The organism is Bdellovibrio sp. HCB288 (genome assembly GCF_047305935.1).
In the GTDB taxonomy this organism is placed as follows: Bacteria; Bdellovibrionota; Bdellovibrionia; order Bdellovibrionales; family Bdellovibrionaceae; genus Bdellovibrio.
On the sequence record NZ_CP178619.1, the window covers coordinates 3,299,127 to 3,320,188 of the forward strand.

At 47.2% G+C, this 21,062-nt stretch carries 20 protein-coding genes; 11 read left to right on the forward strand and 9 right to left on the reverse strand.

All coding sequences use genetic code 11. The features are described 5' to 3' along the window. Positions 1-14: 14 nt before the first annotated feature. Entirely contained in the window at positions 15-1,166 is a 1,152-nt protein-coding gene (locus tag ACLVWR_RS16210) for a glycosyltransferase family 4 protein (RefSeq protein ID WP_413581640.1), read from the forward strand. On the opposite strand, the gene ACLVWR_RS16215 is transcribed toward ACLVWR_RS16210, so the two are convergent. The 3 genes from ACLVWR_RS16215 to ACLVWR_RS16225 all read right to left on the reverse strand — a co-directional run bounded on the left by ACLVWR_RS16215 (position 1,163) and on the right by ACLVWR_RS16225 (position 4,194). Then, the gene (locus tag ACLVWR_RS16215) at positions 1,163-1,891 is read right to left on the reverse strand and encodes a M48 family metallopeptidase (protein WP_413581641.1); all 729 of its coding nucleotides are present in this window, start codon (positions 1,889-1,891) and stop codon (positions 1,163-1,165) included. The genes ACLVWR_RS16210 and ACLVWR_RS16215 overlap by 4 nt on opposite strands. Before the next feature lie 162 nt (positions 1,892-2,053). Continuing rightward, complete coding sequence (gene feoB / locus ACLVWR_RS16220; RefSeq protein ID WP_413581642.1) at positions 2,054-3,988, reverse strand: ferrous iron transporter B; 1,935 nt, start codon at positions 3,986-3,988, stop codon at positions 2,054-2,056. Beyond that, positions 3,961-4,194, reverse strand: coding sequence for a FeoA family protein (locus ACLVWR_RS16225; RefSeq protein WP_340597281.1), 234 nt, complete (start codon positions 4,192-4,194; stop codon positions 3,961-3,963). The genes feoB and ACLVWR_RS16225 overlap by 28 nt, the downstream gene beginning before the upstream one ends. A 191-nt stretch (positions 4,195-4,385) precedes the next feature. Between ACLVWR_RS16225 and ACLVWR_RS16230 the strand changes: the two genes are divergently transcribed. Continuing rightward, complete coding sequence (locus ACLVWR_RS16230; protein ID WP_413581643.1) at positions 4,386-5,429, forward strand: hypothetical protein; 1,044 nt, start codon at positions 4,386-4,388, stop codon at positions 5,427-5,429. Here ACLVWR_RS16230 and ACLVWR_RS16235 read toward each other — a convergent pair. After that, positions 5,426-5,914, reverse strand: coding sequence for a 6-pyruvoyl trahydropterin synthase family protein (locus tag ACLVWR_RS16235; RefSeq protein ID WP_413581644.1), 489 nt, complete (start codon positions 5,912-5,914; stop codon positions 5,426-5,428). The genes ACLVWR_RS16230 and ACLVWR_RS16235 overlap by 4 nt on opposite strands. 28 nt (positions 5,915-5,942) lie before the next feature. On the opposite strand from ACLVWR_RS16235, the gene queD reads away from it, so the two are divergent. Together queD and ACLVWR_RS16245 are read left to right on the forward strand one after the other, a co-directional pair. Then, positions 5,943-6,302 carry a 6-carboxytetrahydropterin synthase QueD gene (queD, locus tag ACLVWR_RS16240; RefSeq protein ID WP_413581645.1) on the forward strand — a complete coding sequence of 120 codons (360 nt, stop codon included), beginning with the start codon at positions 5,943-5,945 and terminating at the stop codon, positions 6,300-6,302. Positions 6,303-6,390: 88 nt separating this feature from the next. Further along, positions 6,391-7,422: a DUF4421 family protein gene (locus ACLVWR_RS16245; protein WP_413581646.1), complete on the forward strand. Its 1,032-nt coding sequence runs from the start codon at positions 6,391-6,393 to the stop codon at positions 7,420-7,422. A gap of 2 nt (positions 7,423-7,424) precedes the next feature. Here the strand turns inward: ACLVWR_RS16245 and asd are convergent, their stop codons facing one another. Then, positions 7,425-8,255 carry an archaetidylserine decarboxylase gene (asd, locus tag ACLVWR_RS16250; protein WP_413581647.1) on the reverse strand — a complete coding sequence of 277 codons (831 nt, stop codon included), beginning with the start codon at positions 8,253-8,255 and terminating at the stop codon, positions 7,425-7,427. A 116-nt stretch (positions 8,256-8,371) separates the two neighbouring features. On the opposite strand from asd, the gene ACLVWR_RS16255 reads away from it, so the two are divergent. The 4 genes from ACLVWR_RS16255 to ACLVWR_RS16270 all read left to right on the forward strand — a co-directional run bounded on the left by ACLVWR_RS16255 (position 8,372) and on the right by ACLVWR_RS16270 (position 12,872). Further along, positions 8,372-9,916: an NAD(P)/FAD-dependent oxidoreductase gene (locus ACLVWR_RS16255; protein ID WP_413581648.1), complete on the forward strand. Its 1,545-nt coding sequence runs from the start codon at positions 8,372-8,374 to the stop codon at positions 9,914-9,916. Positions 9,917-9,970: 54 nt separating this feature from the next. Continuing rightward, the gene (locus tag ACLVWR_RS16260; protein ID WP_413581649.1) at positions 9,971-11,332 is read left to right on the forward strand and encodes a TldD/PmbA family protein; all 1,362 of its coding nucleotides are present in this window, start codon (positions 9,971-9,973) and stop codon (positions 11,330-11,332) included. After that, the gene (locus ACLVWR_RS16265; protein WP_413581650.1) at positions 11,332-12,552 is read left to right on the forward strand and encodes a metallopeptidase TldD-related protein; all 1,221 of its coding nucleotides are present in this window, start codon (positions 11,332-11,334) and stop codon (positions 12,550-12,552) included. Before ACLVWR_RS16260 ends, ACLVWR_RS16265 begins: the two co-directional genes overlap by 1 nt. Positions 12,553-12,626: 74 nt before the next feature. After that, the gene (locus ACLVWR_RS16270) at positions 12,627-12,872 is read left to right on the forward strand and encodes a GlsB/YeaQ/YmgE family stress response membrane protein (protein ID WP_413581651.1); all 246 of its coding nucleotides are present in this window, start codon (positions 12,627-12,629) and stop codon (positions 12,870-12,872) included. A 33-nt stretch (positions 12,873-12,905) separates the two neighbouring features. On the opposite strand, the gene ACLVWR_RS16275 is transcribed toward ACLVWR_RS16270, so the two are convergent. The 4 genes from ACLVWR_RS16275 to ACLVWR_RS16290 all read right to left on the reverse strand — a co-directional run bounded on the left by ACLVWR_RS16275 (position 12,906) and on the right by ACLVWR_RS16290 (position 18,127). Next, complete coding sequence (locus tag ACLVWR_RS16275; protein WP_413581652.1) at positions 12,906-13,061, reverse strand: hypothetical protein; 156 nt, start codon at positions 13,059-13,061, stop codon at positions 12,906-12,908. Positions 13,062-13,160: 99 nt separating this feature from the next. Continuing rightward, a complete protein-coding gene (gene icmF / locus ACLVWR_RS16280; RefSeq protein WP_413581653.1) occupies positions 13,161-16,400 on the reverse strand; it encodes a fused isobutyryl-CoA mutase/GTPase IcmF in 3,240 nt (1,079 codons plus the stop codon). 53 nt (positions 16,401-16,453) lie between these two features. Continuing rightward, on the reverse strand, positions 16,454-17,254 hold the full coding sequence (locus ACLVWR_RS16285; RefSeq protein ID WP_413581654.1) for an enoyl-CoA hydratase/isomerase family protein: 801 nt from the start codon (positions 17,252-17,254) through the stop codon (positions 16,454-16,456). A 12-nt stretch (positions 17,255-17,266) separates the two neighbouring features. Next, positions 17,267-18,127 carry a 3-hydroxybutyryl-CoA dehydrogenase gene (locus tag ACLVWR_RS16290; protein WP_413581655.1) on the reverse strand — a complete coding sequence of 287 codons (861 nt, stop codon included), beginning with the start codon at positions 18,125-18,127 and terminating at the stop codon, positions 17,267-17,269. A gap of 118 nt (positions 18,128-18,245) precedes the next feature. On the opposite strand from ACLVWR_RS16290, the gene ACLVWR_RS16295 reads away from it, so the two are divergent. The 3 genes from ACLVWR_RS16295 to ACLVWR_RS16305 all read left to right on the forward strand — a co-directional run bounded on the left by ACLVWR_RS16295 (position 18,246) and on the right by ACLVWR_RS16305 (position 21,010). Further along, complete coding sequence (locus ACLVWR_RS16295; RefSeq protein WP_413581656.1) at positions 18,246-19,613, forward strand: hypothetical protein; 1,368 nt, start codon at positions 18,246-18,248, stop codon at positions 19,611-19,613. Between the two features lie 66 nt (positions 19,614-19,679). Continuing rightward, positions 19,680-20,435: a substrate-binding periplasmic protein gene (locus tag ACLVWR_RS16300; protein WP_413581657.1), complete on the forward strand. Its 756-nt coding sequence runs from the start codon at positions 19,680-19,682 to the stop codon at positions 20,433-20,435. A 98-nt stretch (positions 20,436-20,533) separates the two neighbouring features. Beyond that, positions 20,534-21,010 (forward strand): hypothetical protein, encoded by a 477-nt coding sequence (locus ACLVWR_RS16305; protein WP_413581658.1) that lies wholly within the window; start codon positions 20,534-20,536, stop codon positions 21,008-21,010. Positions 21,011-21,062 lie beyond the last annotated feature (52 nt).

Below are 21,062 nucleotides of genomic sequence, written 5' to 3' on the forward strand. Positions count from 1 at the left end.
TAAAGAGCTCTGCCATGAAACCGATTCGTCTTTTGCACGTTATACATTCATTTTCCTGGGGTGGACTTGAACTCTACTCCACAGAGCTGATTTGCAAATTGCAAAAAACCTCGGTAGACCAATGGGTGTTGTGCTTTGAGGATTCCCGGATCATCAAGGAGCTGCGGTCTGCAGGCGTTCGCGTACTCCCCGTTTCTCAAGCAAAACTCTCCAAACTTGCGAAAGCAAAACTTATTCACAAGGCAATGCGTGAGCACGGGATCACTCACCTGCACTCGCACACACGTCTGGACATGTGGTCCACGTGCCTGGCTCGCTGGTTTAATCAGGACGTACGACATATTTATAATCTGTATATGAATGCCCTTCCCAAAAGGGACTTCGTTCATCGCGCTCTTTTTAAGCGCGTGGATGCTTTATGCAGCTCCTCAGAAGACATTCTGAAGGACGTTAAAAAGAATTTCCCGATTGATCCGAAAAAGTTAAAACTGATTCGCTATGGCCGGGACACCGAAAAATTCATTCCTCACCCGGAGAAGCGTGACGCTATTCGCGCTCAATATGGCGTGCAAGCGGACCAGATGGTGATCGGCACACTTTGCCGTATTGACGCCCAAAAAGGTGTGCGCGAGCTGGCTGAGGCTTTGGACTATCTGTCAGATGAGGAACTTAAGAAAGTGCAAATCTGGATCATTGGGGATCGCACCATCGTGGGTCACAATGAAAGTGGCGAAACCACTTACGAAGAAGAATCCCAGGCACTTTATGAATGGATTCAGGCCCGCTCTTCCAGCGGTCGCTTGCAGGGACACTTGCAGCAGATTCCTTTTCAGCGCGAATACATTCCCTACATCGACGCCTTGGATGTGTTCTCTTTGGCTTCCTATAACGAGACCTATTCATTGAGTGTGATTGATGCGATGATGATGGGAAAAGCTGTGATTGGCACCAATGCGGGCGGCACACCTGAGCAAGTCGGCGGTACTGAGCGCGGTATCCTGGCAGAACCACGCTCCGGTCAGGCCCTGGCTGATTGCATTCGCTATTATTTAAAGAATCCGGATAAAGCGAAAAAGCATGGCGACAAAGGCCGTGACTGGGCCCTGCATAATCACAATTGGCCCAACACCTTGAAACACTTCACAGACTTATATCAAAGACTCTAGCGGATGACGGCACCCGTGCCGTACTTCTGCGGCGATTGCGCGTAAACGGCCTCAGCTTCTGCTAACCAGTTATTCAAATTACCTTTACGGGTTTTATCAGACGGATGTGTTGACATGAATTCCGGCGGTGCAGATCCTTTTTGTGCGGCATTCATACGATCCCACAACTGCAGATTTTCGGCTGGATCATAGCCTGCTTTCGCCATATAGATCTGCCCCTGCTTGTCCGCCGCTGTTTCATCACCACGGCTGAATTTTCTTTCCAGGAAGGTCAACGCAAAGCCTGCAGCAACCCCACCCAAAGCACTCATGCGGCGACAGTCATCAGTTTTACAAAGCATCTGTCCACCGATAATCGAGGCGCCAGCGATAATCACACCGGCATAGCTTTGTTGTTTTGCACGAATATAACCTTCCATACCGTGACGAAGGGTCGCATGCGCAACCTCATGCCCCATGACGGCAGCCAGCGCACCTTCCGTTTTTAGAACCGGCATGATGCCGGTGTAAACGGCCATTTTACCACCCGGCATGCACCAGGCATTTACTTCGGGACTTTCAATCAAGACCACTTCCCATTGGAAGTTTTCTCCTGAAGCTTTAGCGATACGATCCGCCACTCGCTGAACCATCGCTGTCCATTCTTTATTGGTGGACATTTTTGATTTGGCCTTGATTTCAGCATAGGACTTGGCCGCTTCCGCATTGATATCCGCCTCGTTCACCTTTGGCTTCAACGTAGAACAACCGAACATACAAAAAACAAGTGCACACAGAAGTAGATTTGATTTTTTCATATCTAAAAGATAGCGCAATTTTAGATTTTGACAAGACGTTCTGTACCTGTTGCGCACCAACAAGGCACACAACAGGCAGAGTTTTAATAGTTACGGAACTCCGAGAGCGCGCAACCCTTGAACGACAATAACGACTAACACATAGGCAGCAAGGTTAAATACAATCAGTTGTCCGATGGCCATTTTGGCAGAACCACTTTCGCGCATTTGCACGGCAACAGTTGTCATACATTGTAGAGCGATCATAAAGAAGATCATCAAGCCAATGGAACTGCTGACTGTAAATATTTTCTCTCCGGCACTGTTCACTGCCGTACTCATCTGAGTCAGCAGGGAATCCTGCATGGAGTCTTCGTTTTCATCGGTAATATTAAAAGTCACTGCCAATGAAGAAACAAACACCTCACGGGCTGCGAAGGCAGAGATCATCCCCACGCCCACACGCCAATCCACACCCATCGGATGCACCACGGGCTCAATCACTTTTCCCAACTGCCCTACGTAGGACTGCTCAAGCTTTTGATGGGCGTCTTCCATTTGGTAATTCGGGAAGTTCGTTCCAAACCAAATGATTACCGCAAAGACGAAAATAATCGGCCCTGCGCGCTTCACATAATTCAAAGTGCGTGTCGTTGCATGATGCATAAGAACACGCATCTTCGGACGGCGATAAATCGGCAGCTCCATCATAAAGTAGGAGCTGTCTTTTTTAGGCAGAAACTTATTCACAATTCCGGCAGCGATTCCACCGACAATGATAGAGCCCAGATAAAGCAAGGCCAGAGTCAATCCCGCGAGCCACGGAGACTCCCCGTGAAACAGGAAGGCAATCAACAACGCATACACCGGAAGACGCGCAGAACACGTCATCAGTGGAATGATGAAGGACGTAATCCAACGATCCCGACTGGAGGAGATATTGCGAGTCGCGATAATGGCCGGAATCGCACAAGCAAAACCTGACAAAATCGGAACAAACGAACGACCACTCATGCCCAGCGCTGAAAACGGACGATCAATCAAGGTCGCTGCACGGGCCAGATAACCAGAGCTTTCCAGCAATCCAATTCCCAAAAACAAAATAAAAATCTGCGGCACGAAAACCATGAAAGCTGCGAAACTGGAAACCACGCCGTTTGCCAGGAAGTCAGCCCACAATGTCCCAGGCCCCAAGCCTGCCACCCATTCATTCAGAAAGCTGAATCCGCCATCGATCCAATCCATGAACGGTGCTGCCGCCCAGAAGATCGAGGAAAACAGGGTGCTCATCACAGCGATAAAAATCAACAAACCAAACCATGGATGCAAAAGCACACGATCCAGCTTCTCGGTCGTGGCCACAATGCGGTTCAGTCGAACCTCGGGTTTTTCAGTTTTATGAGAAAGAGCCTCTTTGGCGATGCGATCGCACTCTTTCATCTTTTGATCCATAAGATCAAAATTCCAAACCTGCGGACGCTGAGGCTTCACATTCAACGGAAGCTTTTGCACTTCTGCAACAACTTCCAACAAGCCGCCAGCCAACAAACCATCAAATTGCAAAACTGGACAGCCCAGAGTTTTGCGCAAGTAATCCAGATCAAGCTCAATGCCTTCACGACGAAGCAGATCCGACATGGTTATAACCACGATCATTGGGAAGCCGGTTTCTTTCACCTGCAATGCCAGTTGTAAGTGACGGGACAACTGAGTACCGTCCAGAACCACAATCACGCCGGTGGCTTCACCGAATTCAGGATTTTCATAAATGGATTTAATAGTTACGATTTCGTCGGCGCTTTTTGGATGCAGACTGTAAGTACCCGGCGTATCCATCGCCAACACACCTTGCCCCAAGTGAGGCGCAAGTTTACCCAGCGAGTACTCGACCGTGGCACCTGGATAGTTCACAGTTTTAAAACGTGATCCCGTCAGCCAGTTGTACAGAGTTGTTTTACCGGAATTGGGAGCCCCGACCAAGGCGACAACACGTTGTTCGCGGTTGATTGTGGTGGAATCTATGGCTTCAGCGTTACTTGGGCGCATGCGGCCTCCTCACTTCGTAGAGCCATAAAACTGGTTTTGAATCGGATCAACAACGGACCACCAAAAGGTGCTCTCCCTAAAATTGTGACTTCCATCCCCGCAGACAAACCCATTTCATGAAGGCGTTCGCGCAAAGAGTCCTCTCCCGCGATCTTTAGGATTTCAACGGTCTGACCGGGCTTCAATTTGGCATCTAACAAAGTCATCTTTTCCCTCTGAAATGGTGCTTTATTAATTAAGTTTTTAGAGGCGTAAAAGGAAGCTCTTTACCCCCGACCCAGACCATTGAAAACCAGTTGATAATGGTTTTCACAAACGTGAGGCGAAATCGAAGACAATGGTCGTGATTTTAATAGGTTAGATCAAGTTTAGACCCCTAACTCCGATCTAATTTTAGATGCAAATCAAACCACTGAGCCTCATCATCGGAGTCTTGCTTTTCACCCACGCAGCCATTGCTGCGGAAACGTTTTATGTGCCAGGGTTCTGCCCCCGTGAAGACATTAAAATTCTGGTGCAAAACAAATCCCAAGAATCTGAAAAATGGTGGACCCAAGTTCATGTGAACGGCGGGGTCAAAGAACGTTATCAGGAAATCGAGGCGCATTCTGAAATGAAAATAGCGGGCTCTGCTTTCTTGTCGGATGACCGGGGCTTCTCGCTCAAGGCAGCCACGGCCGGCGTACTAAAATTCACGGCGATTTGCGAAGAACAAAAGATATTACTTAGTTCCGTCACATCACCTCAAGTTACACATTACCTTCCTGCGGGACAAACCTCAGTCAAAATATCCCTATTAAACCTTTACTTGAAGTCTATCGACGTGACCTTAAAATCCTATGACTTTGCTGGCGTTCAGCTCGAAGAAAAATCCCTGCGCATTAGCACACACTATGACACTACAAACTTAAAGTGGAACTTTAATCGCAGCGTTGCCCGCATCGAGATTGCTTCAACGGGCCGACTGCACAGTGAAATCTTTTATGGCGATGAACTTAAACAAAGTCCGCCCCTGGCTTTAACACCCCTGCCCCTGGAAGTGGATGCAGGCAAAAAGTACTTCATGATTTCGACCAAGTCCCCGAGCGAGAACGGCTCCTATGTTATTGGTCTCGACGACAGCGAAACGATCGCGACCGCCCGTGAGCAAATTCAAAACCCCGACCTTGAGAAAATCGTCGTGGCGCGAATCGCCTTGAGCCCGGGTCTGGGTGTGAACCGAAACTTCCAATCCCGCGACAAATCACCTTACTCCTGGAATGTGACCCACGTGGATTCTTTTGGGGACTTTGCCCATTTGGACTGCGACGGCAATCCGGATCTGGTCGAGGAGCGCCTGCAACAGCGCCTGAGTGAAGGTGGACGAATTTGTTTTTGGCGTTACCGGGTGGTACGCGAACTCACCCCAATGGAAGTAAGTTCAGGCCTGCTCAGCCCTTAGCGGGGAACTGTTGTTGAGGCACCCTGCCCTGCGGTTTCCTCAACTGTCACAGACACAGCTTGCACACCGTAATTGGCAAATTCCTTATAAAAATCCTCTGCCAGAAGACGCGAGAGGTTTTCCACGCTGGTATTGGTGACCGGCAAAAGAATCACTTCATTTAATGGGAAAACATAAAAGCGATCGCGGAATGTGACTTCCAGGGACTTGTCGGTTTTCTTGAACTTCATGTCGGGGTGTTTTTCGGGAAGCAGAACTATTTCGTCCCAACGATCCAGTGCCGCTTTGATGTATTTCTTGAACACATTAAAGTCCATGAAATAGCCCTCGGAATGCTGAGCCTCGTCCGCCGGAGCCTTGATGTCGACTTTGACCTGATAATTATGGCCGTGAAGCTTCTCAGCGTGCTTTTCATCAAAAATCAGAAAGTGCGCGGCTGAAAATTTGAAATTTTGTTTGGCCAAATGCAAGGTGGTCGTGGACATATTTCTCCCTAATGGTAATATCCATAACATGAATTTTGAACTGAAGCAGCATTTTCAAATTGAATCCGCCCGTTTCCTGCCCCATTTGCCAGAAAGCCATCCGTGTTCTCGCATGCATGGGCACAGCTTTAAAATCGTGCTGACATTGGTAGGCCCCTTGGATGGAAAAGTCGGTTGGGTCATCGACTATAACGACATCCAAGCCGCTATGAAACCGATCCTTCAGCAGATCGACCATCGCGTACTGAATGAAGTGCCAGGCCTCGAAAACCCAACGTCTGAGCTCTTGGCAAAATGGCTTTATGATCATGGCAAGAAAGTACTACCGATCCTAACCCGCGTTTCCGTGGCAGAAACTCCACTGACTGAATGCACATACCCCGCATAAAGACTGGTCCAGTTACGACAGTTGACAGATTTTGTCTTTAAACTCACTCCGCTCACCTTGTAGAATAAGGTCTTAACGGAGTGAGTTTTTGCTTATTAAGATATCGCTTTTCTTCACAGCCTTTACCTTGATTCTCCTTGCCGCAGGCCCGGTGTCGGCCCAAGCCAGCCGCCGCGCACGCCCTCAGTCAAAACCTTCTCCTGTAGCAACAACGCCCTCTGAAAAAACTCCCAGAAAAATCGAAAAAGAAGAATACGAAAACTCCATCCAAGCCGGGATGATCATCAAAACCTTGAAAGCCACCACTTCGGGTGCGGGCAATGATCACAACGTGGCTTTGGAACCTAACACACCTCCCGGATTTGCCTTGGGTTGGTCAAATCGTCCTTTACGAATTTCACTGGAGGCAAACGTTGCCAACGGGGCTGCCAAGAACGATAAAGTGGCCACCTCTGCCGAAGACTATCAGTTGCGTTACTTCAACGGCCGCTTCGGTGCTGAATTTATTTACCAACGCTACAAGGGTTTCAATCAGGGCCCCACAGCCAGCGCCAACAATGATGGCTTCATCACCACCGATGAATACTCATTGCCGGATTTGAAAATTTCCATGGTGCAGGCGCAGTTCGAGTGGGCTTATTACGGCGTCAGTGCTTTGGAAGCTTTTGGACCGAATTGGAAAAAACCTTCTTCGGACGGACTTGCGTTTTACACATTGCTGGGACTTTCCCAAGTACAAATTGAAAATCCCACACCTTTTTTGCCTCAAGGAAATCCTTCGGATTATGGCGAGGATGCAACCTTGGTGAAAGGAAATTACCAGAGCATGGCGCTGGGACTGGGAACCTCTTACGTGTGGCAGTGGAAACGTTTTTACATTGCGATGTTTGGCAGTGCGCAGGCAGGCCCACAAAAGCAACTTTACGAAACCACCACCACTCGCTGGGATAATTTAAAATACACTTGGTGGGTGCAGGCGAAGATGGCCGTCGGATACGACTGGGGCCCTTGGTACATGACTATCATCGGCCATACGCAGCCCGTGAATGTGGATCTGCGCACTATGGACATGTCGTTCTTTTCGCAGGCGGCCGGCCTATATGTGGGCTCGCGCTTTTAATACTAACTTTGGGTCAACGAAGCGTTCACTCGCACAGCTGGGCCCAGATTCAACTGACCTTTGAATTTTTGATTAAATGACGGCGGATACAACATCACAACTGTGGAGCCCATGCGGAACATTCCAAGTTCATCTCCGCGCTTGACCGTGATTGCTGGCGAGTATTTTTTGTGTTGATACTCAGGCACTCCGGCTTGGTTTCCGCGGATTGTTTCATCGAAGCTTAAAACAATGTGACCGACGTTGGTGGCTCCAACAAAAACCACTCCCACAGGTCCCATGTCCGTTTGGATTTCCACCAGAACGCGCTCATTGATCGAGAACAAATCTTTTACATTTGTCGTGGACCATTCGTTCACCGGCCACAACTCGCCCGGCATGTAGCGAACCTCGCTGATGCCACCATCCACTGGGGAGTGCATGCGGTGATAGTCCGTCGGGCAAAGATAGTAAGTCATAAAGAACCCGCCATCCCATTTTTTATAGGCATCAGGATCCATGGTGAACTCTTTAAGCTCATAGGTATGGCCTTTTGCCTGAATCAGAGTTCCCTTCTCAATTGTCTGAGCCTGGGTGATCACACTGTCGGCCGGATGTACGGCCCAGGTGTTAGCGATCGGGCGAATCCCGGGTTTTAGTTTACGGATAAAGAACTCCCCAATACTTGGGTATTCGGTATAAGCCTTTTCAGCCTCATCCATGGCGATATTGTACCAGCTGGCAAAGGCTTTGACCGTGAGGTTCGCCCACCATTTAGGCCCTTGAAAGTGCATGAGTTTTCCGACAAATCGGCTAAGGCTTCTTTTAGGTAAAATACGAGTGATTGCTGACATATATAAATTATCTAACCGACGTCACCCCCTTTGTCACGGGCGGAACAATCTGTTATACATTGGTCCTCAAATAATTCATCGGCTTGGCGCTTAACAAGTGCCCGCGAGGTATAAAAATGGCGAAGATATTCAACAATATCGAAATCCCTATTGATCAGGACCTGGAAGAAAAACTTCAGTGGATGATGCCAGAACATGGCCCCTATCGCATCCTGAGACAAAGCGTCGACGCCCGACGCGCACACTCCCCTCATTTCGTTTATTCCGTTGAGGTCGCTGAAAAAGGCGAAACTCTTAATATTCCTGAATTCAATTTAGAAAAAATCGCGACACCGAAAGAAAAGCCTCTGATCGTGGGCACGGGTCCTGCGGGTTTGTTTGCAGCATTGCGCTTCGTCGAGCGCGGTGTTCCCTGCGTATTGTTTGAGCGCGGTTCTGATTCCGGCAATCGCATGAAGGGCATCAATCAGTACTGGCGCCACGGTAAACTGGACACTCGCAATAACGTTTGTTACGGCGAAGGCGGCGCGGGTTTATACTCTGATGGTAAACTGATCACGCGTATTAAATCCCCGCACATTCCTTATGTTATGAATCGTCTGGTGCAATTCGGAGCTCCGGCAGAAATTCAATGGCTTTCGAACCCTCACGTGGGTTCGGATCGTATTCGCCGGGTAATTCCGAAGCTGCGTGAATTCCTGAAAGCCAATGGCTGCGAAATCCATTTTGATACTCAGGTGACTGAGATCCTGATGGAGGGGAAACAAACAGTCGGCGTTCGCACAGAACACGGTACCGAATTTAAATCCCCGCATGTGATCCTGGCGACAGGCCACTCGGCTGAAGATATGATTAATCATCTTCACGACATCGGTGTGCATTTGGATGGTAAATCCTTTGCGATGGGTCTGCGTATCGAGCACTCCCAGGCTGAAATTAATAAAATCCAATACCGTCAGTTTTCAGAGCATCCAAAATTGGGGGCTGCGAACTACAAACTGGCCGACCATGACGACAAGACTGGCATTGGTGTTTACTCTTTCTGTATGTGCCCGGGTGGTTATGTATTGTCTGCGGGTACGGAAGCGGACGGTATCGTTTGCAACGGGATGAGTAACTACAACCGCAACTCGCCTTTTGCGAACGCAGCGATCGTGGTTTCCATTGATCACGGCAAACTGTTCGGCAATGACATTTTCGGCGGCATGAAACTGCGTCGTCAGCTTGAAACTCAGGCATTAAAATCTGTGCGCGAAGCTGGCGGGACCAAAGAGTTGCCAGCACAAAATCTACTGGACTTCCTGGGTGGCCCTTCTAAAAAAGGACCACGAAACCTGCGCGCAGGCTCCTCGCCATCGGGTGCTATCAACATTCGCCTGGATGAAATCCTGCCATCTCATATGACGAAACGTATTCAGGAAGGCCTGCATAAGTTCAATCGCAACATGAAGGGCTTTGTCGTCGAGGACGCTCAATTGTACGGAATTGAATCCCGTACCAGCTGCCCGGTGCGCGTGACTCGTGATAATGATTCCTTGGAGAGTATTTCCCACGCAGGACTATACCCTGCCGGCGAAGGTGCGGGCTATGCGGGCGGAATCACATCTGCGGCTTGTGACGGCATTAAAATCGCTGAAAAAATCATTGAAAAGCTTATGTAAGGCTTCCGGATTGTTTGGTGTCCATGTTAGATTATTCCCTCGATGGGAGTCTTCATGGACATTCAAAAAATTCTGGCTGATTTGGATCTAAAATCAATTCCTTGTGAGTACTGTGATGTACGGATTGAAGAAGTTTTTGAAAGCAGCATCAGTTTTCAGAATCACGAAGTCATCACCAGTATTGAAAAGAGCTCCGTTGGGGCTTTTCTTCGCGTGCGAAACAATAACCAATGGTATTACTCAGCAACAACTGATCTTCACACCCTAAAAGACCAGCTCCTGGCATTAACTCAGTCCTCACCATTTGGCAGCGGCTCCCCTTGGTCCAAACTTCCGGAAAACTATGGTCACTACGAAAACATCAGTTACACGGAAAATAACCCGTCCTCTGTCTTCCTGAATGAAAAAGTGGACCTGATGACCAAGTACGATGCTCTTTCATCAAAGTATCCGCTGGTGAAAAGCAGCCGATCAAACTACAAAGACATTTACAAGGTAAAATCCTATAAGAATTCTGTGGGTACATCTTACCGTTATGATTTCACTCAGTGCGGGGCTAGCTTTGCTTATGAACTGGCAGACGGCGATAAAATGTTTTCCGACTATGCCGCTATTTATGCTGAGACATTCGCCGGACTTCGCAACAAGCAGAATGAATTACTGACCGTACTGGATAACTCAGAAAAATTCCTGCATGCACCCTTGGTCACTGCCGGAAAATACAAATTGGTTTTACATCCTGAGGTTGCAGGCGTGTTCGTCCATGAATCCTTCGGTCACATGTCAGAGGCAGACTCCCTTCTGGGCGATCCTGCGGCTAAGGAAACTTGGCAGATGGGTAAAAAGGTTGCCGCTGATTTCGTCTCGATTGTGGATTCAGGATCTCATCAGGGTGGTTCAGGATACTGCCCAATTGATGATGAAGGCCATAAGGCTGGCAAAACTTACTTAATTAAAGACGGTATTCTTTCAGGTCGCCTGCATTCCTACGATACGGCTTTGGCGATGAACGAAGAACCCACTGGAAATGGTCGCTCCATTGGATTTGAATTTGATCCCATCGTGCGAATGACTTCAACTTATATCGAAAATGGCAACACTCCCATCGAAGAGCTCTTCAAGATGGCCGAGGGCGGTCTCTATATTGAAAACTTCAACTATGGAACTGGGGGCGATTTATTTACCATCTCACCTTCTCGAGCATACTTGATCAAAGACGGAAAACTATCAAGCCCTGTGCGTGCAAGTGTCATCAGTGGCCAACTTTTCGAAACACTTCACAATATTGAAGCCATTGCCAATGACTTTGATTTACATCACTCAGCCTTGGGTGGCTGTGGAAAGCTGGGTCAATTCCCACTGCCTGTATCCGATGGTGGTCCGACAATTCTTGTGAAAGACATGCAGGTTAGCTAATGCAACACGATATCTTAACGCTCTCGACAGACAAGGCGGAAATGAAGGCGCAGGGAAACCGCATCACTTCACTTCAAACTCAAAAGATTCAGAAATCTGCGGCAAGAATATTTAAGAACGGTCAGATTTTTTCTTCGGCCGTTGTTGGTGCTACGACCTCGGAAATTTTACTGGAGAAAGCGGAACGTCCAGGCAATATGGGAATCTCTTATGACTATGAGCTGCCAAAGACCGCAGCTTTACTAAGTCATCTCAGCCCCAAGCAAGCCCGCGAGATGAAGCTTGCGGCTTTTAAAAGCTTCTTTGAAGATCTTTGCAAAGACTATCCCCAGCTTAACTTCAGCGGTCGATTTGCTGTCGAAAAGCTTGAGAGCTCATTCAAAAGCAGTTACACGGGCACACTTGAAAGCAGCGGTGAAAAAAATGAAGGCTACCTGCTTTACAAACGTTTCGGCTCCACTGATTTCGCCGAAGGATTCTTCAATCTGGATGGCGAGACACCTGACTTTGTGGAAATTCGCAAGAAGTATGAGCCAATTCTTCAGGCAGTTTCATTGACCTCTTCTATTGAATCAAAAAAGATGCCGGTATTGATTTTTGATTACGATGATATCATTCAACGAATCACTAAAGATATCAAACCATCTAAATTTCACGGCAAAAGTTCGTACCTTTCCGGCAAGTTGGGTGATTCTTTTTTCAGTTCTCAAGTCACACTCAAGGATCTTAGCTTTGATCCGGAAAAAGGTTTTTTCGACCGTTTTGACGGTGAAGGCGTCCTTCATGAAAATCCCACAGTCTTTGACAAAGGTGTATTCACAAACGTTCTTTATGATCTTCGGCAGGCAAAAAAATCCGGCAAACAAAGTACCGGAAATGGACGGCGCTACTTCGACACAGGAATTAACTGCGTGCCTCACAATCTAACATTGATGGCAGGTCAAGCCAAAGCCTGGGATATGATCAAAGATATTCCTGAATGCCTGGTTTTGGTAGCAAGCTATGGTGGCAGCATCAGCGAACAATGGGAGTTTTCAAATCCAGTTCAGGTAGGCATGCTGTTCCGTCACGGCAAGGCTGTGGGGCGGGTTCCTTCGGTGAGCGTGAAAGGCATGATGAAGGATATTTTGGGTAAAGATCTGATTGGAATTTCCAGCGATACTTATTCCTTCACACAGTCCCCTGCAATCCTGACTCAATTGGAAGTCATCAGCCACTAGGATTCATGCGAAACGACAAAGTCACTTGATTAAGTACCCAGAGTCCCCAATACTTTCCTTGTGGGAGGTATTGGATGCACATCTTAGGTACTTTGCTGATTGGCTTTCTGGTTGGACTTGTGGCGCGCTTCTTCATGCCGGGCAATCAAAAGCTTGGCATCATCTTCACCACAATTCTGGGAATTATCGGCGCTGTAGTCGGCACCTATGTCGGTCAGATGTTGGGATGGTACAACGAGGGCGAACCCGCAGGATTCATCGCCTCCGTCTTCGGGGCCATGATCGTCCTTTTCTTAGCTAGAATATTTAATAGGAAATAAAAGGTACGGACACACTTTCTCCGTACCTATTACTTAGCGGTTCTTCCAGGCGATGGAATGGAAGGATTGGGCTTTGGTATCTTGTTCCCCAGTGATGGTTTGGGCGGCTGTCAGAAGAACATTGACGCCTGTTAAAATGATAGTCACGTAAACCACTGTTTTTTTAAGTTTGGCGATTTTGTTTTGCATACAGATTATCAATGCAAACTTAAGGCCTATCTCATTACGAGAAACAGTGCAGAACCGATATCGGTTCCGCACTGCGTTCCAAAAAGGGAACTGTTACCTCTAGAGGTTTCTGCGGTATTGGCCGCCGACCTCGTAGAGGGCTGTTGTCATTTGGTATAGGCTACAGAATCTTGCGGCGTTCATGAGTGCGCCGAAGATGTTGCCGCCGTTTAGGACGGTTTCTTTAAGTTTTGCCAAAGAAGCGTCACCTTGAGCTTTGTGATCTGCCTGGTAGGCGTGAACATTATCAAGCTGCTGGTTCTTTTCTTCGTAGGAAGCACGGGCTAGTTCGATTTTTGGTGGAACGTAGTCCGCCGCCATTGTCTTAGGATCGATGAACGTGTTCACGCCGATGATTGGCAATGTGCCATCATGTTTCAGGCGCTCATAGTACAACGATTCTTCCTGGATCTTGGAACGTTGGTATTGAGTTTCCATCGCACCCAATACACCACCACGTTCACTGATCTTTTTGAATTCCGCCAAGACAGCTTCCTCTACCAAATCAGTCAGCTCGTCCATGAAGTAAGAACCCTGCATTGGGTTTTCATTCATGGTCATACCGAACTCACGATTGATGATCATTTGGATGGCCATCGCACGACGTACAGATTCTTCTGTCGGCGTTGTGATCGCTTCATCGTACGCGTTTGTATGCAAGCTGTTGCAGTTATCATAGATAGCTAGCAAGGCCTGCAAAGTCGTACGAATGTCATTGAAATCAATTTCCTGCGCATGCAACGAACGTCCAGACGTCTGGATGTGATATTTCAACTTTTGAGAACGATCATTCGCCTTATACAAGTCACGCATTGCTACGGCCCAAATACGACGAGCCACACGACCCAACACTGAATACTCAGGGTCCAAACCGTTTGAGAAGAAGAACGACAAATTCGGAGCGAAATCATCGACTTTCAATCCGCGGGACAGATAGTACTCAACGAATGTAAAACCATTTGAAAGCGTAAATGCCAATTGAGAGATCGGATTCGCACCCGCCTCTGCAATGTGGTAACCAGAAATGGAAACAGAATAGAAGTTGCGGATTTTTTGCTTAACAAAGTATTCCGCAATATCGCCCATCATTTTCAATGCGAAATTGATCGAGAAGATACAAGTGTTTTGACCTTGGTCTTCCTTCAGAATATCCGCTTGAACCGTTCCACGCACTTGCTGAAGAGTCCAGATCGCAAGATCGTTGTACTCTTCCGTAGTAACCTTACGACCCAGTTCCTTTTCTTTCTTTTCAACCTGCTGATCAATCGCCGTGTTGAAATAGAAAGCCAGGATCATCGGTGCTGGACCGTTGATCGTCATGGAAACTGAAGTATTTGGATTGATTAGATCAAAGCCCGCGAAAAGCTTTTTCATATCATTCAAAGTACAGATACTAACGCCTGACTCCCCGACTTTACCGAAGATATCGGGACGGTTGTCAGGATCTTGTCCGTACAATGTGACCGAGTCAAAAGCCGTAGAAAGACGATGAGCCGTTTCACCCTTGGTCAGGTAATGGAAACGACGGTTCGTTCTTTCCGGCGTGCCTTCGCCTGCAAACATACGCTTAGGGTCTTCATCAGCACGTTTAAGAGGGAATACGCCGCCTGTGAATGGGAATTCACCAGGAACGTTTTCAAGTTTCAAGTAACGGAATCTGTCGCCCCAGTCCTTCATTTTAGGGACTACGACTCTGCGGATTTTTGTGCCACTTAAAGATTCACGGGTCAAAGTCTGACGAAGCTCTTTATCACGAACTTGGAATACCAATTCGTCTCCAGAGTAGCGTTCAATCAACTTATCAAAGTTTTTCAAAGACTCTAATTCTTCGGCTGTGAATTCAGATTCCAATTGAGATTGAACCTTCTTTACAGTTTCAGCCGGAGTGCCAAGCATTGGAGCTAATTTTTGCAGACTGCCAAGTTTGGATGCTTCTTCCGCCAAAGTCTCCGTACGTTTTTTGTACTTATGAACAGTGGATACGATTTCAGCCAAATAGCTTTGGCGATCAGCGGAAATGATCCCATGCTCTTCCGCAGACAGGATATTTGCGCGGAATGCCGGATCCACAATCCAACGGCCCTTTTGTTTTTCTTCTAAAACATCGGCAATTCTAAAGAACAATTTATTAACGCCGCCATCATTGAACTGGGATGCTTGAGTTAAATAAACTGGAACTTCGACCGCATTGTCGAAGATCTTGCGCGAACGTTTGTATTGCTTGGATACATCACGAAGAGCATCCAAAGCACCTCTGCGATCGGCTTTATTCACAGCAATCAAATCCGCGAAGTCGATCATGTCGATTTTTTCCAGCTGCGACTGCGCACCGAAATCAGATGTCATCACGTACATGGACATATCTGAAACTTCAGTGATCGCCATATTGCCCTGACCGATACCGGAAGTTTCAGCGATGATGAAATCAAAATCCAGTTGACGAACGAATTTCAAAATCTCTGGCAAGCTGGAAGCAATCTCGCGGCCTGAACCACGTGAGGCCACAGAACGCATGAAAACTTTTGTACGAGACAAAGAGTTCATACGAATACGGTCACCCAAAAGCGAACCACCGGTTTTGCGCTTGGATGGGTCCACGCAGACAACTGCGATTTTTTTATCAGGGTAAGCATTCAGGTAACGTTGAACCAGTTCGTCGATCAAAGATGACTTACCGGCACCACCAGTCCCCGTGATACCAAGTACCAACGGAGCTTGTTTCGCTTTGAATGATTCAAGACCATAGGAAGCCAACGAAACATCTTTGTTGCCGTTTTCAATAGCGGTCAACGCCACACCCAATTCCACAGAAGGAACAGTGTCGCCAGCAAAGATGTTCTTTTTATTTTTAAATTCTTTTTGTTTTTCCAAAAGATCGAAGTCGCAACCTTTAACGATCATTTCGATCATGCCTTCCAAACCTAAACGACGACCGTCATCTGGATGGAAGATTTGCGAAATGCCGTAGGCTTCAAGTTCTTTCTTTTCGTCGTAGACGATTACTCCGCCGCCACCGCCGTAGATTTGTACGTAGCCCGCACCTGCTTCATTTAAAAGATCACGCATGTATTTGAAGTATTCCATGTGACCGCCCTGGTAAGAGCTGATGCACACGCCTTGCGCGCCTTCTTGAAGAACGGCTTTAACGACATCGCTGACTGAACGGTTGTGCCCCAAATGGATCACTTCCGCGCCCATATCCTGAAGGATACGTCTCATGATGTTGATACTGGCGTCGTGGCCGTCAAACAATGCTGCGGCCGTGACAATTCTAACTGGATGCTTTGGAGTATATGCCATAAAAACCTTATGTAACATCAGCGAAGATTTTCACTTCGCTGATTGGAAACTGACTACTGGCCTTTGAAAGCCGCTTTACGTTTTTCGATGAAAGCACCAGTGCCTTCTTTAACGTCTTCTGTGTTGAAAAGTTCAGCGAAGATTCTAGCTTCGTTTTTTTGAGCTTCTTCAACATCCATATCCCATGCCTGATTGATAGAGCGTTTCGCCATACCAACTGCAATAGGAGCTTTGGAAAGAATTGCCTCAACAGTTTTCATCACTGTCGCCATCAATTCAGCCTGCGGAACAACTTTGTTCACAAGACCATAACCAAGAGCTTCTTGAGCCGTGATCATGTTGCCTGTGTAAGTCAGTTCACGGGCTTTACGCTGACCCACGGCGCGAGCCATACGAACTGTACCGCCGAAACCTGGGATCAAACCAAGGCTTACTTCTGGCAAACCGAATTTTGCATTTTCAGATGCATAAATGAAATCGCAACCCAGTGCCAATTCACATCCGCCACCCAATGCAAAACCGTTAACCGCTGCGATCACCGGAATTTTCAAAAGAGTGAGCTCATGGAATACAGATTGACCACGTTGCGCGAAGATCATGCCTTGTTCTTCATCCAAAGCATTGATCTCTTTGATATCAGCGCCCGCGACAAAAGCTTTTTCACCAGATCCTGTGATGATCAAGGCGCGCGCGTCAACATAAGGCATCTCACCAATTTGACGAAGAGCTTCGCCCATTTCTTCTAGTACATTTGAATTCAATGCATTCAAAGCCTCTGGACGATTGATCGTTAAAATCCAAACGCCATTTGCTTTTTGCTCAAGGAGAAGAGTTTTATAGTTAAAACCTGCCATAGTATTTAAATCCTATTTTTGAGAGTAGTCGTAGAAACCACGACCTGATTTACGACCCATCCAACCTGCTTCTACGTATTTAACAAGAAGTGGGCATGGACGGTATTTAGAATCACCCAAACCGTCATGAAGCACGTTCATGATGGCAAGGCATGTGTCCAAACCGATAAAGTCTGCCAAAGTCAAAGGACCCATTGGCTGATTTGTTCCAAGTTTCATTGCCGAGTCGATGGACTCAACAGAAGCGATGCCTTCGTGTAAAGTATAAACAGCTTCGTTGATCATTGGCATCAAGATGCGGTTCACGATAAAGCCTGGCATGTCTTTTACTGATTCAACGAAAACTTTATCCATTTTTTCTGCCAAAGCTTTCACAGCTTTGAATGTTTCATCAGAAGTTTGCAGACCGCGGATACCTTCAACAAGTTTCATCAAAGGAACTGGATTCATGAAATGCATACCAGCAACTTTTTCTGGTCGTTTCGTCACAGCCGCGATTTTAGTGATAGAGATCGAAGACGTATTGGAAACCAACAAAGCACCTGGTTTAACAGTCGCGTCCAGGTCTTTGAATATTTTAAGTTTAAGATCAATGTTTTCTGTCGCAGCTTCGATCACGATATCGCAATCTTTAAGACCTGCAGTTTCTTGAGTTGTTTTAATACGCCCCAACAAAGCCGCTTTATCAGCGTCAGTCATCGTTGCTTTTTTGATCAAGCGATCACAGCTGCCAGCAATTGTCGCCATACCTTTTTCAAGAGAGGCGCCGCTCACGTCCATCATAACGACGTTGAAACCAAAGTTTGCTGCCACTTGAGCAATCCCGTTCCCCATTTGTCCTGCGCCTACAATACCGATCAATTTGATATCCATATACCACTCCGTGTTATGTTTCTTTTAACAAAGCACGTATAGATACCACTCCCCTTTAGGCCAGTTCAACCCTCTTCTGGCCTTGAGGCCCCCTACTAACGGCACGCACAATAGACGAATGTATCCAATTTTTTTGGCCGTTCTTCCTATTTTTTTGGCAGTACCCTCCACCCACGCCGCTTTAGCGACCGATGCGAGTGCAGCCATCTCATTTTATCGCACCAAAGAAAGTCCTTTTGCGTCTGGTCAAGCCAACCGCAGCTCCCTGGAAGAACGCCTGATTTCCACACAGATTGAAAGCACCTACCGCGTTCGCTGGGACCGCAAGGAATTCGAACTTGAAGCAAAACAGATCCTTAAAGACATTCAGGTAGCGCGCCTGGTGGATACAAAATCAGCCTGCCAGCTTTTGTCATTGAACCGCAACGACTCGGGCACCATCAAAGTTTTGGGTCCCAATGCCACTTTAGAAATATTGGAAACCGATGACTATTGGGCCAAGGTCAAAACATACCGTGATCAAGTGATCGGCTGGGTGCCATTATCCATGCTGAAAAACCGCCATGATGACGCGGGTGTCTTCGTGAATATACTGGATACGTACTTGCGCAAAACTCCTTCCAGTCTTGCAGCCGTCTTAACCACACTTCCCCGCCTGAGTCGCGTGGAACCGTTGGGATTTGAAAAAGGCTTCATGAAAATCAACCGGAACGGAATCACGGGGTATGTGGATATCAATCACTTCGCCTCCCGGGCTGATTTTTCAAATTTAGCATTCATAGACAGCAAATGGATTCCCATCACTCATCGCAACGGCGAATTTCTGGTTACTGCACAGCGTGCGCAAATCCCCTTGCAAAGAGCCAAAGGATTCGTAACCAATCAACTCCGTGGCGTAGTGACTCGCGCAGTTCCTGGGGGCCCACAACTGCTTTCACGAGTGGAAATCACCAAGCCCGAAGCCAACATCTGGGCACTAAGTAAAATCAACGGTCACGGTGAAGTCTGGTGGAAAAGAAATGCGGCTTCGTTCGAACTCGCACCTGCGACCTCCAGCAACACCCTGACGACTGAGCAACTGATGAAGCGCGAAATATACTCTATCGCATTTGAAAGTAAATCTTCAGTGCGCGGAATTGTCTCCTCGGAAGGTGTCTACACCACAGAGGATGGATTGAACTGGAAGCAGATTCCCCAGTTTGGTAAACAGAACTATCCTGTCTATATTCACCCTAAAGGTCAGTGGTTCGTGGGAGCCTTTAAAAGTGTCAATCAAGGTCAAAGCTTTGAACCCTTCATTCGCTGGGAGCAAGTTGCTGACGCCATTCAGGGCGCACATCATAAAAATCCAAAGCTGATGCGCTTGACACAGATAGAAGCTGTATCAAACTCACAAATCATCATCAACGTCGACACTGGATCCTCCAAAATTAAGCTGAGCAGCTCTTTGAGCAATCCCTCCAGCTGGTCCGTTGTTAAAAACTAATGCCGAGTCGCAAAAACTAGCACAAAAATCATATGACATCACGGACCCATTCTATATGCTGGAGACGTGAAGAACATATGTCTGATTCTGCTACTTTTTTTCACCCACTCTGTGGTATTTGCCGATGCAAATCCAACTCTCGTTTTTGGCGTGAATTCTGACTACGCCATGCCATTGGTTAAAATAAACCGCAACACTTCTGTGCCTGTATTGGAAGATGGAATTTTGAAGCAACTGGGCGAGGCCCTGGCTGAAGAGTTGGATGTGACCGTAAAATGGTTTCTGGTCCCCAAGCAAAGAGTCGCCCCCAGCCTGCTTCAAGGAAAAGTCGATATCCTCTGTCATTTGAACGAAGTCTGGCAGAAAACCATTGTTAAGGATGTCTGGTGGACGGATGAAATCTATCGCACCTCCAATGGCATCGTTTACTTCCGCGAAAATCCAGTCACATCCGTTGAGGATTTAAAGGGCGAGTCGATTGGCTCCGTATTAAACTTTGTCTATCCGATACTGGACCACCAATTCCAGCAAGGAACATTACGACGTGAAGACGGCCCCAACAACCAAGCCAATATTCAGAAACTTTTAAAAAAACGCCTGAAATACGTCGTCATGTCCAATATCGAATTCGCCTACTACAGCAACGCCTACCCACGTCTTCGTTTTTTTGAACTCCAGGGTTCGTCACTCATGACCAAATGTGCGATCTCCAAAAAATCGAAATTAAAGCTAAGCGACGTCAATAAAGCCATTGCCACTATCATTCGTAACGGCAAGCTGAGCGAGATCCTGCGCTCGTTCTACATCAAAGACGCAATGTAGGTAAATATACCCCGCCTGCATATTAAAATATTTATTATTCACTATCCTGCGAGCGGCTCTCGGTATACTTCCTCTGGCATTAACCAAAGGGAATAACCATGAAACAATTTGTTTTTGCTCTGTCATTTATGATCTCCGCGAATGCATTTGCGGGCAGCGATTTTTCTAAAACAATGGAACTTTGCGCTTTGCAAAGCAGTTCAGACGACGAAGTCTATCACCAGGCCTTTTCTGAAACTTCACTTTATATCAACAAGGCAAAGGCTGTCTCTGCTGTTCAACTTAAATTGATCAATCAGCATCTCTTGGAGCAGGAGTATGTAACGGCACCTCTGAAAAATCTAGCCGAAGTTCAAGCGCTGTTCACGACGGGTGACCAACAGTATAACGACCTCTACCTGATCACGATGACTTCAAAAACAAGCGGCACTGTCTATCATGAAGTGAAATCATATCCTGGCGACAATCCTTACAGCCTGGTGTTTTCTGCGAAGGGCCAACTGGTTGCAATGAATCGCGATCAGAACATCACACTGGTGAACGGCCAGGAGAGCTTTGACTGCCCTTGGGAGTAGCATTTCGGGGTCCTTAGGCGTTCAAATCAGAGCCAAAAAGGCGCCGTTTCTT